Here is a 14,498-nt window from a genome sequence, read left to right as displayed (position 1 = left end):
ACGTACGAACCGCGCCGTACGAACCGCGCCGTACGAACCGCGCCGTACGAACCGCGCCGTACGAACCGCGCCGTACGAACCGCGCCGTACGAACCGCGCCGTACGAACCGCGCCGTACGTCACCGAGGCCAACAGGCCAGAAGGGTGGAGGCAGACCACCATCTGTCTTCAGCTACCAGATGTGGGCCCCGGACCAGAGCCGTGACCACCACCGTTCGCCGGCGCCAGCCCGCCGGAGGGGTGGTGGGGTCAGAGGTTGGCGTCCTCCGTGGCTTCGGCCTCTTCGCCGAAGGGGTGGGTGTCGATGAACTGCTTGGTCTCGGTGTAGAGACGCTCGATGTACTTCTCCAGCTCGGTCGCCTCGACCCGCCACTGCCCGCGGCCGCCGATCTTCACCGCGGGGATGTCGCCGCGCCGGACCAGGGCGTAGACCTGGTTCGCGGAGATGTTCAGGACCTCGGCGACGTCGGCGAGCTGGAGGAACCGCGGTCCCGGCATCGTCGTCTCCTTCGGGTAGTGGCTGGTTCCTTCAGTTTGCCACGGTTGGCGAACGGATGACCGAGTTTGTCCCCAGCCTGTGACAGCCTGTGGATGACCGTTCACCGTGCGATCGGCGACCAGGCAGAATGTCCGCCGACACCGATCCATCGACTGGGGAGACGACGTGGTCGAGACAGCAGTGCGAAGCGGGTTCGGGGCGCCGTCCGCTCCGGCCCAGCGCAACCGCAAGGCGCGCTGGAAGGACGGTCGCCTGGTGCTCGGCGTGCTGCTGGTCGCCGTCACCGCGCTGGCCGGCGCCAAACTGCTGGCGTCCGCCGACGACACGACGACGATCTGGGCGGCCAAGCACGAGCTCAAGACCGGCACCCCGCTGACCGACGACGACCTGACGACGGTCCGGGTCCGCTTCACCAGCGGCGACGACGCGGGGCGGTACTTGTCGGCCGACGCCGATCTCAAAGGTCTGGTCGTAGGTCGCACCGTCGGCCAGGGCGAGTTCGTGCCGAAGGAGGCCGCCGTTCCCAAGTCCGACCAGGACCGCACCGAGTTCCCGCTCTCGGTGGCCTCCGGCCGTCTGCCGTCCGACACCGCGCCAGGCGATGTGGTGGACGTCTGGGTGGTCCCCAAGACCGAGGGGCAGCCCGCGCGGCCGCTGTGGAGCAGCGTCCGCGTGCTGCAGATCGACTCGGTCAAGGGTGTCGCGGGCAGCACGGCGCGCCGGCAGGTGACGATCGCGCTCGCCTCGGCCGACCTGCCCCGCATCCCGGCCGCCCTGACCGCGATCAGCGCTGGTGAGCCGACCCTGGTCCGGAAGGACGGCTGATGTCGGTCCCAGTCCTGCTGGCCGTCACGGGGGCGCCGTGGGAGGCCGATGTCGTACGGCGGACCGAGCGCGCGTCCGGGATCCGCGTCGTCCGGCGCTGTGTCGACATCGCCGACGTGATGGCAGCCGCCGCGAGCGGCCAGGCCCGTGCCGTCCTCCTGGCCGACGCGCTGCCGCGGCTGTCGTCCGACGCGGTCGCCGCGTTGCACGCCCGCGGTATCGCCGTGCTCGCCCTGGTCGACCCGACCGAGACCGGTGCGCCGTTCGGGGCCGAGGACCGGCTCAGCCGGATGGGGATCGAGCGGATCCTGCCCGCCGACGTGAGCCCGGCGGATCTCGCGCGTGCGGTCTCCGACGCGGTCGAGTCCGGACCCCCGATCACCAATTCGCACTTCGCGGGCGGTTTCGTGCCGCTCACTCCGGAGAGCGCGGCCAACCCGCAGCCGCCGGCGTTCCCGCAGGGCACCGGCCGCCTGGTCGCGGTCTGGGGCCCGACCGGCGCTCCCGGGCGGACGACGGTCGCGGTGAACCTCGCCTGCGAGCTGGCGGTGCGACGCGTGCCGACCCTCCTCGCCGACGTCGATGTGTACGGCGGCACCGTCGCCCAGATGCTCGGCATGCTCGACGAGACCTCCGGCCTGGCCGCCGCGGCGCGCTCGGCGTCGAACGGTTCGCTCGACGTGACGACCCTCGCCCGGCACGCCCGCGAGCTGAATCCGCATCTCCTGGTGCTGACCGGGCTCAGCCGCGCGGACCGGTGGACCGAGCTGCGGCCCGCCGCCGTCGAGGCGATCTGGTCGACGGCGCGGTCGCTGGCGCCGATCACGGTGATCGACGCCGGTTTCTGTGTCGAGACCGACGAGGAGATCTCGTTCGACTCGCTGGCGCCGCGCCGCAACGGGGCGACGATCGCCACGCTCGAGGAGGCCGACGAGGTCGTCGTGGTCGGTACGGCGGACCCGGTCGGCCTGACCCGGCTGATCCGCGCGGTCCACGAGCTGCGCGCGGTCGTGCCGTCGGTCACCACGCGAGTCGTCGTCAACCGGCTGCGCTCCGGTTCGCTCGGCGGATCGCCCGGCGACGCGGCCATGGACGCCCTGCGGCAGTATGCCGGGATCGACCGCGCCGCCCTCCTGCCGTACGACCTGGGAGCCGTGGACACCGCCGTGGCGCACGGCCGCAGCCTGTCCGAGGCCGCGAGGACGAGCAAGCTCCGCAAGGCGTTCCAGCAGCTCGCCGGCGCGGTGGCCGACGACCTTCACTCGGTGCCTGCCTGACCGCTGTCTCAGGGTCGATTCGGGGGACAACCCCACCGACAGCAGGCCCGCGATGTGCCAGGGTTGGGGCATGTCCGATGTCCAAGGCCGGCCGCGGAGCTCGATGAGCGTCGAGCGGCGGTACGGGATCGCCATCTCCGTCGCGCTCATCCTCGGCGGGGTGTACTGGGCGCTCACCGGCCTCACCGAGGGCACCAAGAGCAGCCAGAGCAGCTACCCGGTGCAGGGCGGTTCGCTGCTGGTGAAGGGCAGCTCGGCGACGATCGAGGTGCGGCCGGGGGACGGCCCCGAGGTGCGGGTCGACCGGCAGTCCGAGCGGAACGTGTTCGGCTCGGACCCGAAGGAGAAGTACGACGAGGGCGACGGCCGGCTCGAGCTGGACAGCGGCGGCTGCGGGTTCCTGTCGTTCGGGTGCGAGACGAGCTACGTGCTGACGGTGCCCCGGGACGTGAAGCTGACGGTCGAGAGCAGCAGCGGGAAGGTGACGGTCGCCGGGGTCGAGGGTGGCGCCGTACTGAAGACGAGCTCGGGCGACATCGAGGTGCACGACGTCGGCGGGCCGCTGGAGCTCCGGTCGAGCTCGGGCGACCTCGACGCGGACGGGCTGACCGCCACATCGGTGACGACCCACAGCAGCTCCGGCAGCGCGTCGCTGGACTTCACCGTCGCGCCGCAGACCATCGACGCGAAGTCGAGCTCGGGCGACGTCGACATCCGGATCCCGTCCGGCACCGAGGCGTACAAGGTCGACACCGACACGTCGTCGGGTGACGAGTCGGCGAACGTGAAGATCGATCCGGCCTCCACCCGGACGATCAGGGCCAAGACGTCCTCGGGCGATGTCAGCATCGAATACAGCCACTGAACACAGCGCGTGAGGGCCAGGGCCGGGAGGGTGAGGACGACCGCGGTCTGAGTAGGCTTGCGCGCATGGTCGAGGTGCGCGCGGAGCCGCGAGGTCTGCTGGTGGACTGGGGCGGCGTGCTCACCTCGGGCCTGGAGCCGGCGCTGCGGCGCTGGGCTGAGCTGGACGATTTCGACTTCGACTCCTACCTCGAAGCGGTCATGAAATGGCTGCCCACCGAGGCCGTGACCGCCGAGCTCAACCCGGTGCACGCGCTCGAACGCGGCCAGCTCGCCGTCCCGGACTTCGAGCGCAAGCTCGCCTCGATGCTGGTCCGCCGCGACGGTTCGCCGGTGCCCGCGGAGGGACTGATCGAGCGGATGTTCGCGCATTTCGAGCACCAGCCCGCGATGTCCGCACTCGTCCGGCGCGCCAACGAACGCGGGATCCGGACCGCCCTGCTGTCGAACTCCTGGGGCAACACCTACCCGCGCGACACCTGGGACGGGATGTTCGACGACATCGTCATCTCCGGCGAGGTCGGCCTGCGCAAGCCCGAGCCGGAGATCTTCCGGCTGACCGCCGGCCGGCTCGGCCTGGAACCGGCCGAGTGCGTGTTCGTCGACGACCTGCAACTCAACGTCGACGGCGCCCGTGCGGTCGGGATGACCGCGATTCTGCACACCGAGTACGACGAGACCCGGCGAGCGCTGGAAACCCTGTTCGGAGCCGACCTGACGTGACCGTGACCACCCCCGCATCCTCCTCGACTCGTCCCGCCGGCCGCCGTGGCATCGTCATCGCCGTGCTGGCGTGCGCCGCGCTGGTCGCCCTCGGCGCCTGGGCGCTGCACCTGTACGGCGGCATGATCGACCTGCGTGTCTACCGGATGGGCGGCTCGGTCCTCCTGCACGGCGACTCGCTGTACGACGCGAAGCTGCCCGGCGGCTCGAACCTCCCGTTCACGTACCCGCCGTTCTCCGCGATCGCGATGGTTCCGCTGGCCGCCGTTCCATGGGCCGTCGCGCTGGTGGCGTGGACGACGCTGTCGGTGCTGTGCATCACGGCGCTGTGGCGGGCCAGCCTGACCAAGACGTTCTGGTCCTTCGTCACCCAGCGGAAGCGGACGGCGGTGCTGATCGCGCTGACCGCGCTGTCGCTGCTGCTCGAACCGGTCTGGCAGACCATCCAGTTCGGGCAGATCAACCTGTTGCTGACCGCAATGATCCTGCTGGACCTGATCCGGCCGAACGATGCGCGCCTGCGCGGGTTCTGGCTCGGCGTGACGATCGGCATCAAGCTCACGCCGCTGCCGTTCCTCGCGCTGCTGGTGGTCACCAAGCAGTGGCGCGCGCTGCGCAACGCCGTACTCGGGCTGCTGGCCACGATGGCGGTCGGGTTGGCGATCGTGCCGCACCAGTCGTGGCGGTACTGGACCGACGTGATCCTCGACGCGAACCGGGTCGGGGGGATCGCCTACACCGGCAACCAGTCGTTCAACGGTTTCCTGCACCGGATCGGTGACGAGGCGAGCTGGGTGCAGCCGACCTGGTTCGTGCTGTCGGCCGCGTTCGGGCTGCTCGTGCTCTGGCTGGCCAGGAAGTACTGGCTCGCCGAGGAGCGGGTCACGGCGATCTCCGTGATGGCGCTCGCCGTGCTGTACGCGTCGCCGATCTCGTGGAGCCACCACTGGGTGTGGATCATCCCGCTCGGCGTCAGCGTGATCCGCGGCGTCAACCGCGTGTGGGGTCTCAACCCCGCGGTCGTGACCGGCGTCCTGTTCTACGGCCTGTTCGTCCTGCGCTCGATCTGGTGGGTCCCGTTCCGCGACGACCGCGAGCTCAGCTGGAGCTTCTGGCAGTCGATCCCCGGCAACTCCCACCTGATCGTCGGCATGATCGCCTTCGCCCTCCTCCTGATCACCAGCCGCGGCCTCACGAAGCCTCAGGAGGAGAACAGCAGGAGCAAGCCTCCGCAGGTGTAGCCGACCATGACCACCAGGAGGGGGAGCTGGCCGGCCAGGGCCTTGGCGCGGGGGAACAGTGCGACCGCGCGGTCGTGGGCGGAGATGACGCCGAGCAGGTGACCGAAGACGACCGCCGCCACCTGGACGACCGCGATCGTCGCGCTGTGGTTGGTGATGCCGGTGTTCACCGCGAGCAGGCCGGTGCCGAAGATGTTGGCGCCGTTGCTCAGCGGATCGCTCAGGTAGATCAGCGTCCGCTGGCCCTCCAGGATGAACAGGGTCAGGTAGTGCGCGACGACGTACCCGAAGACGATCGGTACGAGCGAGTGCGCGAACAGGCCCGGTAGCGCCGTCCGCGAACTGTCGGACAGGCGGCCGGCGAGGATCGTCGCGCCGGAGTACGTGACCAGCACGAACAGGATGAAGACGATCAGCGCGGCGGTGCCGAGCCAGGTCATCGAGATGTCCTGGTCCTGCGCCCAGCCGATCCACGCGGACGAGTTCGAGAACCCGTCGTACGCCGTGGAGCCGAGCAGTGCCGAGACCAGGCCGACGAGGCCCGGCCGCGGGCGGAGGCCGTCGAGGTTCTCCAGCGGCCGCCGCGCCACCAGGCGCCCGTCGGTCCGGCGGCCCCACGGCGACAGCCGCGCCATCAGCGTCGCGTACGCCTCGAACGGGTCGCCCTGCGCGAACCAGCGGTCGCCGAACAGCACCGCGCCGAACATCGTGATCACGACGTACAGCGCGATCCAGGCCTGCAGCACCGGGATCGTCGCGCGGTCCGGCGCGACCAGTTCGAGCCAGGCGAACGCGAAGATGCCGAGCGCGGCCGGCCACAGACCCACCCAGGACGGGAGCTCGAGCAGGCCCTTGGACGGCGCCTGGCGGAGCAGCTTCGACAGCAGGAGATGGAGGGTGCGCAGCGGGTTCAGCGTCCGCCACACCGGGCCGAACAGCAGCGAGATCGGCACCAGTCCGACCCAGACCAGGATGTAGATGAACCCGAAGATCGGGTTCGTCAGCCGGTCCACGCCGAACAGCAGCGACACCATCGCGTAGAGGAACGTCGCCAGCCCGAACAGCCGCACGAGCCACCGGAACCAGCTCGCGTCGATCACCCGGCTGATTGCGGCGGGCAACGGCACGCCGGACGCGTTGCCGCGGTACTTCGGGGTGCGCCAGGCGACCCCGAGGATGACGAAGGACAGCGCCACCGCGACCGCGGCGCCGCCGACCGCCAGCCCGAACGGGACCGGCAGGTCCTGCCGCCCGCCGATCCCGTGCAGCGGCAGCAGCAGTGGCAGCAGCAGTGGCAGCAGCAGCGGCACGCTCACGAGACGACGAGCTTGGCGACCAGCTTGCCGCTCTTGTGGGTCTCGACCTCGAAGGTGCCCTTCATGTTCGCGGTGAACTTGACCGAGGCCGCCTTGCCCGGGGTGAGCTCCAGCTCCTTGTCGTAGCCGTGGATGTGCAGCTCCTCCTCGGCGTCGCTGACGGCCTTGATCAGCACGGTCTGGCCGGCCTTCACCTTGACCGTCGCGCCGCTCGGGTTGACCTTGCCGTTGGCAACGGTGACGTCGACCGTCACGTCGGCCTGCTCGCCGGACGGGTCCGCGGTGTTCGACGGGGCGCTGGTGTTCGGCGAGCCCGGGGTCGGCGTGTTGGTCGGCAGCGTCGACGTCGGCGTACTGGCCGGGGCGCTCGGGGAGGGAGTGGTGCTGCCGCTGCCGGTGTCGTCCCCGCCACAGCCGGCCAGGACCAGCATGCCGAGGGTGGGCAGAAGAGCGGTGGCGGCACCGCGAGTGAGCGTCGAACGCATCGGTCCAGGAGCCTTTCGGTGGTTCACATGAGTTCTCAGGGTGCAAGACACACCCTCTTGCCTGACGAACACAGATAGCCCAGTGTTCCCGTACGGCCAGTGTCGCAGCCCACTGTCGGTGCGGGCCGCTAGGGTGAGAATCCGTCGAATCGAGAGGAAGGTGGCCAGATGCCGGACCGGTTGACGTCGCTCGACCTCACCTTCCTCAAGGCCGAGTCGCCGGCCACTCCGATGCATGTCGGGACGGTGGACATCTTCGAGCCGCCGGTGCACGGCGACGAGGGGTTCGACTACGAGAGTCTGGTGGCGCTGATCCGGGACCGGATCGCGTTCGTGCCGAGGTACCGGCAGCGGGTCCAGCAGGTGCCCGGGCGGTTCGCCGGGCCGGTGTGGGTCGACGACGAAGAGTTCGACATCACCTTCCACGTCCGCCGGTCGGCCCTGCCGCGGCCCGGCACGCACGCGCAGCTGCTCGAGCTGGTTGCGCGGATCATGTCGCGACGGCTGGACCGGGCCCGCCCGCTGTGGGAGATGTATCTCGTCGAGGGGCTGCAGGGCGACCGGTTCGCCATCATCGCGAAGTCCCACCAGGCGCTTGTCGACGGCAACAGCACGGTCGACATCGGCCAGGTCGTGCTGGACTCGACCGCGCACCCAAGGGACACCCCGACCGACACCTGGCAGCCGGACCATCCGCCGTCCGCGCTCGAGCTGCTCGCCGGCGTGTTCTCCGACGCGACCCGGCACCCGAGCGCGGTGCTCGAGCTGGCGCGCGCCGAGATGGCGAGCCTGACCGGCTCCACGTCGGTCCGCGAGGTGCTCGGTGACGTGGTCGGTTCGCTGGTCGCGCAGCGGCACGCGCAGGACAGTTCACTGCACGTGAAGACGTCGGGTCAGCGCCGGTTCACCACCGTGCAGACCGACCTCGAGGACTACCGCGCCATCCGCGCGGCGCACGGCGGCACGGTCAACGACGTGATCCTCGCCGTGGTCGCGGGCGCGTTCCGGGCCTGGATGATGACCCGCGGCGAGGGCGTCGGCCCGACCCGGAGCGTGCGGGCCGTGGTCCCGGTCAGCATCCGCGACGACGAGGACGAGGAGCCGACCTCGCTCGGCTCCCGGGTGATCGCCTCGAGCGTCAACCTACCCGTCGGGGAGAACTCCCCGGTCATGCGGCTGCACCAGATCTCGTACCAGACCAAGGTGCACAAGGACACCGGCCGCGCGGTCAGCGCCCGGTCGCTGGTCGGTATCGCCGGGTTCGCGCCGACCACGCTGCACGCGCTCGCGGCGCGGGTCGCGACCACCACGGTCCGGCCGATCGACGACGTGGTGATCACCAACGTGCCGGGCCCGCAGTTCCCGCTGTATGCGCAGGGCGCGCCGATGCTCGCGTCGTACCCCGTCGTTCCGCTGATGCCCGGCCAGGGACTCTCGGTCGGCGTCACGTCGTACGACGGACAGGTGTACTACGGTCTGAACGCGGACCGCACCGCCATGCCGGACCTCGCTGTTTTCGCCCAGTGCGTGACCGACGCGCTGGACGAGTTGCTGGAAACGACCAGGGGCAGCCGGAACCGCGCCTCCCGGGGCCGGAAGAAACCCCGCGGCACCACCAAGAAGGCGGGCTCATGAGGGTCTACGTACCGTCCACGCTCGGGCTGCTGGCGACGGCGTGCAACGCCGGCGAGATCGGCCCGGCCCCACTGACGGTGTACGCCGTGACACCGGCGCTGCGCGAGTGGTATGCCGAGGGCGACGACGAGGAGCTGGAGTTCGCCGCGATGGCGCAGGCGGCCCGGGCCTCGGTCGGGCTGCTGGCAGCGGATCCGGGGATCGCGCGCCGGCGGGTGGTGATCGCGGCCGAGGTGAGCGCGGTCCCGCCGGCCGACGGGTCGGTGGAGCTCGGCGACGCGCGGCTGGAACTGCACGTGGTGATCCCGTGGCGCTCGGTGGCGTCGGTGCACCTGGACGCCGCGCAGGCGACGGCGGTGATCGGCAAGGCTGCCGATCTCTGGGACGCGGCCCGGAACGGTGACGACGACGCGATCTTTGCCCTGGATTCGTGCGAGGGTGAAGATCTGTTGTGGTACGCGACACAGGAGATCCCCGATCTGCTCGCGGCGGAGGGGCCGCGTAGCGGGCTGAGCTGACAGGGAGCTGATGGCGATGCAGGCGATCTGGAAGGGGGCCATCTCGTTCGGGATGGTGACGATCCCGATCAAGGTGTTCTCCGCGACCGAGGAGAAGGACATCTCGTTCCGCCAGGTGCACGTCGCCGACGGGGGCCGGATCCGGTACAAGCGGATCTGCTCGGTCGACGGCGAGGAGGTGCCGTACTCCGACATCGGCAAGGGGTACGAGATGCCCGACGGCCGGATGGTGGTGCTGGACTCGGACGACTTCGCCGACCTGCCGCTGTCCAGCAAGAAGGTCATCGACGTGCTGGAGTTCGTGCCGGCCGACCAGGTCGACCCGCTGTACCTGGGGAAGTCGTACTACCTGGCCGCCGACGTCGGCCCCGGCGCGAAACCGTACGTGCTGCTCCGCGACGCCCTGGAGGGCTCCGAGCTGTATGCGCTGGTCAAGGTCGCGCTGCGGTCCCGGGAGAGCCTCGGGCTGCTCCGGACCGTCGACGACATCCTGGTGCTGCAGGTGATGCTGTGGCCGGACGAGATCCGGGACGCGTCGTTCGCGGCGCCGCCGGAGGATGTCGAGATCCGGTCGCAGGAGAAGGCGATGGCGTCGTCGTACATCGACACGCTGCGTGGTGAGTTCGACCCGGATCAGTACCACGACGACTACCGCGAGGCGCTCGAGAAGGTCGTGATGGCGAAGGCCGAGGGCGTGCCGCTGCCGGAGTCCGAGGAGGAGGAGCCGGAGGGTGCCGAGGTCGTCGACCTGGTCGCCGCGCTGCGCGCCTCGGTCGAGGCCGCGAAGGCACGGCGTGCGGGCGGTGGCTCCGGCGAGGCCGAGCCGGCCAAGAAGGCGCCGGCGAAGAAGGCCGCGGCGAAGAAGGCGGCCCCGGCCGAGAAGACGGCCGCGAAGAAGGCGGCCGCCAAGACCACGGCGAAGAAGGCCGCCAAGAAGACCACCAAGAAGTCGGCATGAGCGGGCCCGGGGGAGCCCGCCGGGGCGCGGCCCGCAGCAGCACACAGGGGGAGCCCGCATGAGTGATCTGCCGACGCCGCCGACGACGACCGAGATCCCGAAGGACGCCTCGGAGATCCCGGACGACCCCAGCGCCGTGGTGGTCAAGCCGGGGGCGTACCTGCTGGAGCTGATCCCGGTGCCGGTGTCGGACATCGACCGGGCGAAGCGCTTCTACACCGAGCAGTGCGGCTTCCACCCGGACGTGGACGTCTCGCCCGCCGACGGGGTCCGGATCGTACAGCTCACGCCGCCGGGCTCGTTCTGCTCGATCACGCTCACCACCGGCCTGCCCGCGACCGAGATGCCGTCCGGCTCGCTGCGTGCGCTGCACCTGGTGGTGAAGGACATCGAGGCGGCCCGGCAGGAGCTGATCGGGCGCGGTGTCGAGGTCAGCGAGACCGAGGACCTGGGCGGTGTGTTCTACGCCTGGTTCGCGGACCCGGACGGCAACACCTGGGCACTCCAGCACATGCCGTGGCGGAAGTAATGCGGAAGTAATTCAGGCGCGTTCGTGGTTGACGGTGCTGGCGTGGCACCATGCTGGTGTCACGCCCGGCCATCCGCACCGGCGTGCCCCACACGGTCCACCCCACGATCGAGGAGTCCTGCACCATGGATGCCGTCACCGCCGTACCGACGCCTGCCAACGAGCCCGTCAAGGGGTATGCGCCCGGGTCGGGTGAGCGGGCCGGCCTGGAGGCCAAGCTCAAGGAGCTGACCGCCGCGGGAGCGATCGACCTCACCTGCACGATCGGCGGCGAGCAGAAGCTCGGCGGCGGCGCCCCGATCGAGGTGGTGCAGCCGCACAAGCACGCCCACGTGCTCGGCACGCTCGGTAACGCGACCGAGGCGGACGGCAAGGCCGCCGTCGACGCGGCGCTGGCGGCCGCTCCGGCCTGGCGCTCGCTGTCCTTCGACGACCGGGCCGCGATCTTCCTGAAGGCCGCGGACCTGCTGGCCGGCCCGTGGCGGGACACGCTGAACGCGGCGACCATGCTCGGCCAGTCGAAGACGATCCAGCAGGCCGAGATCGACGCGGCCTGCGAGCTGATCGACTTCCTCCGGTTCAACGTGGCGTTCGCGCGGCAGATCGTCAGTGACCAGCCGATCTCCTCGCCGGGCGTGTGGAACCGGGTGGACTACCGGCCGCTCGAGGGGTTCGTGTACGCGATCACCCCGTTCAACTTCACCGCGATCGCCGGCAACCTGCCGACGGCGCCGGCGCTGATGGGCAACACCGTGGTGTGGAAGCCGTCGCCGACGCAGCAGTTCGCCGCGCACTGGACGATGCGGCTGTTCGAGGCCGCGGGCCTGCCGGCCGGCGTGATCAACCTGGTCACCGGTGACGGCATCGACGTCAGCAAGGCGGCGCTGACCCACCCGGACCTGGCCGGCATCCACTTCACCGGCTCGACGAAGACGTTCCAGTCCTTGTGGGGCACGGTCGGCGCCAACATCGCGTCGTACAAGACCTACCCGCGGCTGGTCGGCGAGACCGGCGGCAAGGACTTCATCCTGGCGCACCCGTCGGCGGACCCGGCGGTGCTGAAGACCGCGATGGTGCGCGGCGCGTTCGAGTACCAGGGCCAGAAGTGCTCGGCGGCGTCCCGGGCGTACGTCGCGCGCTCGGTGTGGGACCGGATCCGTGACGACCTGGTCGCCGAGACCGAGGCGATCACCATGGGCGACGTCACCGACCTGTCGAACTTCATCGGCGCGGTGATCGACGACCGCGCGTTCGCCAAGCACAAGGCCGCGCTGGACCGGGCCGCGGCGACCGACGCGATCCAGGTCGTTGCCGGTGGCACCTACGACGACAGCGAGGGGTACTTCGTCCGCCCGACGCTGCTGGTCTCCGACGACCCGGCCGACGAGATCTTCAGCACCGAGTACTTCGGCCCGATCCTCGGCGTGCACGTGTACGACGACGCGGACTACGACGCGGTGCTGCGCGGCATGGAGCACTCGGCGCCGTACGGGCTGACCGGTGCGGTCATCGCGCAGGACCGGCACGCGGTCGCGGCGGCCTCGGAGTACCTGCGGTTCGCGGCGGGCAACTTCTACATCAACGACAAGCCGACCGGTGCGGTCGTCGGGCAGCAGCCGTTCGGCGGCGCCCGCGCGTCCGGTACCAACGACAAGGCCGGCTCGATGTGGAACCTGATCCGCTGGGCCTCGCCGCGGTCGATGAAGGAGACCTTCGCGCCGCCGACCGACTACCGCTACCCGCACCAGGGCTGATCAGGGCTGACCAGGGCCGGCGTCAGGGATTACCCGGGAATCGGGCCGTGGTGGGAGCACCGCGGCCCGATTCCTCGTTTCCCGGGTATGCATGAGACCGACCTGCACCTCGAACCCAACGAAGCATCCGACCTCTGCCGCGTGTTCGGGCCCGACGACCTGGCCCGCAACGGCTGGGACCGGGCGTTCGTCACGGTCCTGGACGAAGCGACGGCCGAGGACGCGCTGGCACTGCTGGTGCACGCGGCCGGAGCGCCGCTGGACGACGGCTGGTCGGCCCGCCGGGTGCTGACCGACGCGGGCGTGCACGCCGGCAAGACCGAGGACGCCGAGGCCTGCGCGTCGTACGGCGGGTACGTGTACCTGCTGGGATCGCAGTTCGGGAAGAAGGCGGGGCCGTTGGCGGCCAAGCGGTCCTGGATCGCGCGCGTCAAGGAACAGGCGATCCTCGGCGGCGAGCCGGCCGAGCTCGAGGTCGTCCGGCTGCGCTTCGGGCTGCACCGTGCGATCAACGACGCGCTGGCCGACGTCGAGCTGGTACCGGTCGGGCCGCTCGGGCAGCAGGCGTACGTCGACGCGACGATCGCCCGCGGCCAGGCCAAGGCGAAGAGCTGGAGCGGGACCGTCCGCCCGACGGACCACCCGGTCAACATCGAGGCGGCCGAGTTCCGCGCCAACGGCAATCTCGTGCTGGGGCTGCGCTACCCGGTGACGGCCGACGGGCATCCGCTGCTGGTCGAGCTGACGAACGTCGGCGAGCTGTTCGACGATCCGGCCGCGGTCCCGGTCTGCAGCGACGTGTGGATCCTCGGCGACATCGGCGGTGTCGACGCGCCCGCCGGGCTGCGCGGCCTCGACACGCGCGGCGACGACCGGTTCGACGCTGTGATCGGGGATCTCGACGCGTCCGGCAAGGCGGCGACGGTGCTCGCCGACCACCCGGAAGGAGCCCTCGCGGCGTCGGAGCACGTGCGCTTCGAGCTGCCGTCCGGCGGCGGAATCGTCGGGAGCAAGGTGGTCCACCACTTCGGCGACATCCGCCGCGTCGAAGGCGTCGCGGTCGACCACGAGGGCCACGCGCACTACGTCATCGACGAGGAAGGGCATGTCGCCCTGCGCACGCTCGTGTTCGACTAGTTCGCCAGGCCCCGCCGTACGGTGATGTAGAAGGTGGTCAGGTCGTCGATCAGCGCCTCGATCTGCCGCGGCGCGGTCAGGTCCGCGTCCAGCAGCCAGTCGGACACCAGGTCGAACAGGCCGCCGACCAGCCCGATCGCGACACCGTGCCGTACGGCGCGGTGGTCCTCGGGCTGCGGTCCGTCGTACCGGTCCCAGAGCTGGACAAGGAAGCCGGCCGCCCAGCGGCGGTTCTCGCGGCGCTGCCGTTCGGCCGACTCCGAGATGCCGGAGGCCATCCCGAAGGTGATTCTGGTGATCCGCGGATCGTCGACGAGGGCGTGCACGAAGGTCGCGAGCAGTTGCGGCGCCTCCTGCCGCTCGTTGCCGGTCGCCTGCGCCGCGGCGCTGGTCATGCGTTCTTCGAGACGCTCCGACGTGCGCCGGAGCAGCGCGAGGTAGCACTCCTCGCGGCTGGTGAACAGCTCGTAGAAACTCTTCGTCCCGATGTACGCCGTGCTGCAGATCTGCTCGATCGACGTCCCGAGATACCCGTTGTCGGCGAACAGCTTGAGCGCCGCGTCCAGCAGCTGCTCCCGACGCTCGGCGCGGCGCTGCTCGGCGTCCAGTCCCCGTATGGTGCGGCCCATGCGCTGGACACTACCCCGCGTGGCGGATCCGTAACCGAGAGATCTTGTTTCGAACACGAGCTCTTGTTTGGAACCCGGAGACGTGCTCAACTACCCGTGATCTGCTGA

The 14,498-nt window shown here is 70.4% G+C and carries 15 protein-coding genes; 11 read left to right on the top strand and 4 right to left on the bottom strand.

Going from position 1 to position 14,498, the window contains the following annotated elements; genetic code table 11:
* Window positions 1–249: 249 nt before the first annotated feature.
* On the bottom strand, window positions 250–498 hold the full coding sequence (locus ABZW60_RS02680; protein ID WP_355473305.1) for a helix-turn-helix domain-containing protein: 249 nt from the start codon (window positions 496–498) through the stop codon (window positions 250–252).
* A gap of 166 nt (window positions 499–664) precedes the next feature.
* Between ABZW60_RS02680 and ABZW60_RS02675 the strand changes: the two genes are divergently transcribed.
* The 5 genes from ABZW60_RS02675 to ABZW60_RS02655 all read left to right on the top strand — a co-directional run bounded on the left by ABZW60_RS02675 (window position 665) and on the right by ABZW60_RS02655 (window position 5,429).
* Window positions 665–1,324, top strand: a complete 660-nt coding sequence (locus ABZW60_RS02675) for an SAF domain-containing protein (RefSeq protein WP_355473303.1) — start codon at window positions 665–667, stop codon at window positions 1,322–1,324.
* Window positions 1,324–2,601, top strand: a complete 1,278-nt coding sequence (locus ABZW60_RS02670; protein ID WP_355473301.1) for a hypothetical protein — start codon at window positions 1,324–1,326, stop codon at window positions 2,599–2,601. The genes ABZW60_RS02675 and ABZW60_RS02670 overlap by 1 nt, the downstream gene beginning before the upstream one ends.
* Before the next feature lie 70 nt (window positions 2,602–2,671).
* Window positions 2,672–3,466, top strand: a complete 795-nt coding sequence (locus ABZW60_RS02665; protein ID WP_355473300.1) for a DUF4097 family beta strand repeat-containing protein — start codon at window positions 2,672–2,674, stop codon at window positions 3,464–3,466.
* A 65-nt stretch (window positions 3,467–3,531) separates the two neighbouring features.
* Window positions 3,532–4,188: an HAD family phosphatase gene (locus ABZW60_RS02660; RefSeq protein WP_355473298.1), complete on the top strand. Its 657-nt coding sequence runs from the start codon at window positions 3,532–3,534 to the stop codon at window positions 4,186–4,188.
* Window positions 4,185–5,429 (top strand): glycosyltransferase 87 family protein, encoded by a 1,245-nt coding sequence (locus ABZW60_RS02655; RefSeq protein WP_355473296.1) that lies wholly within the window; start codon window positions 4,185–4,187, stop codon window positions 5,427–5,429. The genes ABZW60_RS02660 and ABZW60_RS02655 overlap by 4 nt, the downstream gene beginning before the upstream one ends.
* On the opposite strand, the gene ABZW60_RS02650 is transcribed toward ABZW60_RS02655, so the two are convergent.
* Window positions 5,390–6,745, bottom strand: coding sequence for a hypothetical protein (locus ABZW60_RS02650; protein ID WP_355473294.1), 1,356 nt, complete (start codon window positions 6,743–6,745; stop codon window positions 5,390–5,392). The two genes, ABZW60_RS02655 and ABZW60_RS02650, sit on opposite strands and share 40 nt — an antisense overlap.
* Complete coding sequence (locus ABZW60_RS02645; protein ID WP_355473292.1) at window positions 6,742–7,230, bottom strand: cupredoxin domain-containing protein; 489 nt, start codon at window positions 7,228–7,230, stop codon at window positions 6,742–6,744. The genes ABZW60_RS02650 and ABZW60_RS02645 overlap by 4 nt, the downstream gene beginning before the upstream one ends.
* 168 nt (window positions 7,231–7,398) lie before the next feature.
* Between ABZW60_RS02645 and ABZW60_RS02640 the strand changes: the two genes are divergently transcribed.
* The 6 genes from ABZW60_RS02640 to ABZW60_RS02615 all read left to right on the top strand — a co-directional run bounded on the left by ABZW60_RS02640 (window position 7,399) and on the right by ABZW60_RS02615 (window position 13,761).
* A complete protein-coding gene (locus tag ABZW60_RS02640; protein ID WP_355473290.1) occupies window positions 7,399–8,865 on the top strand; it encodes a wax ester/triacylglycerol synthase family O-acyltransferase in 1,467 nt (488 codons plus the stop codon).
* A complete protein-coding gene (locus ABZW60_RS02635) occupies window positions 8,862–9,383 on the top strand; it encodes a hypothetical protein (RefSeq protein ID WP_355473288.1) in 522 nt (173 codons plus the stop codon). Before ABZW60_RS02640 ends, ABZW60_RS02635 begins: the two co-directional genes overlap by 4 nt.
* 10 nt (window positions 9,384–9,393) lie before the next feature.
* Window positions 9,394–10,341, top strand: coding sequence for a Ku protein (locus ABZW60_RS02630; protein WP_355473286.1), 948 nt, complete (start codon window positions 9,394–9,396; stop codon window positions 10,339–10,341).
* Window positions 10,342–10,399: 58 nt separating this feature from the next.
* The gene (locus ABZW60_RS02625) at window positions 10,400–10,870 is read left to right on the top strand and encodes a VOC family protein (protein ID WP_355473285.1); all 471 of its coding nucleotides are present in this window, start codon (window positions 10,400–10,402) and stop codon (window positions 10,868–10,870) included.
* A 50-nt stretch (window positions 10,871–10,920) separates the two neighbouring features.
* Window positions 10,921–12,624, top strand: a complete 1,704-nt coding sequence (pruA, locus tag ABZW60_RS02620; RefSeq protein WP_355473283.1) for an L-glutamate gamma-semialdehyde dehydrogenase — start codon at window positions 10,921–10,923, stop codon at window positions 12,622–12,624.
* Between the two features lie 87 nt (window positions 12,625–12,711).
* The gene (locus ABZW60_RS02615) at window positions 12,712–13,761 is read left to right on the top strand and encodes a hypothetical protein (RefSeq protein ID WP_355473281.1); all 1,050 of its coding nucleotides are present in this window, start codon (window positions 12,712–12,714) and stop codon (window positions 13,759–13,761) included.
* Here ABZW60_RS02615 and ABZW60_RS02610 read toward each other — a convergent pair.
* Window positions 13,758–14,390, bottom strand: a complete 633-nt coding sequence (locus ABZW60_RS02610; protein WP_355473279.1) for a TetR/AcrR family transcriptional regulator — start codon at window positions 14,388–14,390, stop codon at window positions 13,758–13,760. The genes ABZW60_RS02615 and ABZW60_RS02610 overlap by 4 nt on opposite strands.
* Window positions 14,391–14,498: the final 108 nt, after the last annotated feature.

Origin of the sequence: Kribbella sp. NPDC003557 (genome assembly GCF_040610805.1) — a bacterium.
Lineage (GTDB): Bacteria > Actinomycetota > Actinomycetes > Propionibacteriales > Kribbellaceae > Kribbella.
This window is presented reverse-complemented; position numbering and strand designations above follow the sequence as displayed.